The sequence below is a fragment of the Paraburkholderia sp. EG286B genome (assembly GCF_040965655.1).
Classification (GTDB): domain Bacteria; phylum Pseudomonadota; class Gammaproteobacteria; order Burkholderiales; family Burkholderiaceae; genus Paraburkholderia.
In genome coordinates this window covers 1-447 of record NZ_JBFRCF010000168.1, presented here as the reverse complement: position 1 = coordinate 447, position 447 = coordinate 1, and the positions used below count along the sequence as shown (strand labels likewise).

The 447-nt window shown below is 63.3% G+C and carries 1 protein-coding gene; it reads left to right on the top strand.

Going from position 1 to position 447, the window contains the following annotated elements:
• Positions 1–447, top strand: a 447-nt coding sequence (locus AB4Y42_RS44245) for a cation:dicarboxylase symporter family transporter (RefSeq protein WP_368697897.1), incomplete at both ends; no start/stop codon positions are given.

The window sequence follows — 447 nt, the reverse complement described above, 5'->3', positions numbered from 1 at the left end:
CTCTTGTGGCGGGCATCGTGATCGGCGCGCTGTTTCCGCATTTCGCGCAGTCGCTGCGTCCATTGGGCGACGGCTTTCTCAAGCTGATCAAGATGGTGATCGGCCCCATCGTTTTCTGCGTCGTCGTCAGCGGGATGGCGCATGCGGGCGATCTGAAGAAGGTGGGGCGCGTCGGGCTGAAGGCCGTCGTCTACTTCGAAATCATGACGACGATCGCGCTCGTGATCGGCGCGGTGCTCGCTTACGTGACGCGGCCCGGCGTCGGCATGAACGTCGATCTGCACTCGCTCGATGCCGCGTCGCTCGCCACCTACACCGAGCACGCGAAGAGCCTGAAGGATACGGCGGCGTTTCTGCTGAAGATCATTCCCGACACGGCGATCGACGCGTTCGCGAAGGGCGACATCCTGCAGATCCTCGTGTTCTCCGTGCTGATCGGCTCCGCGC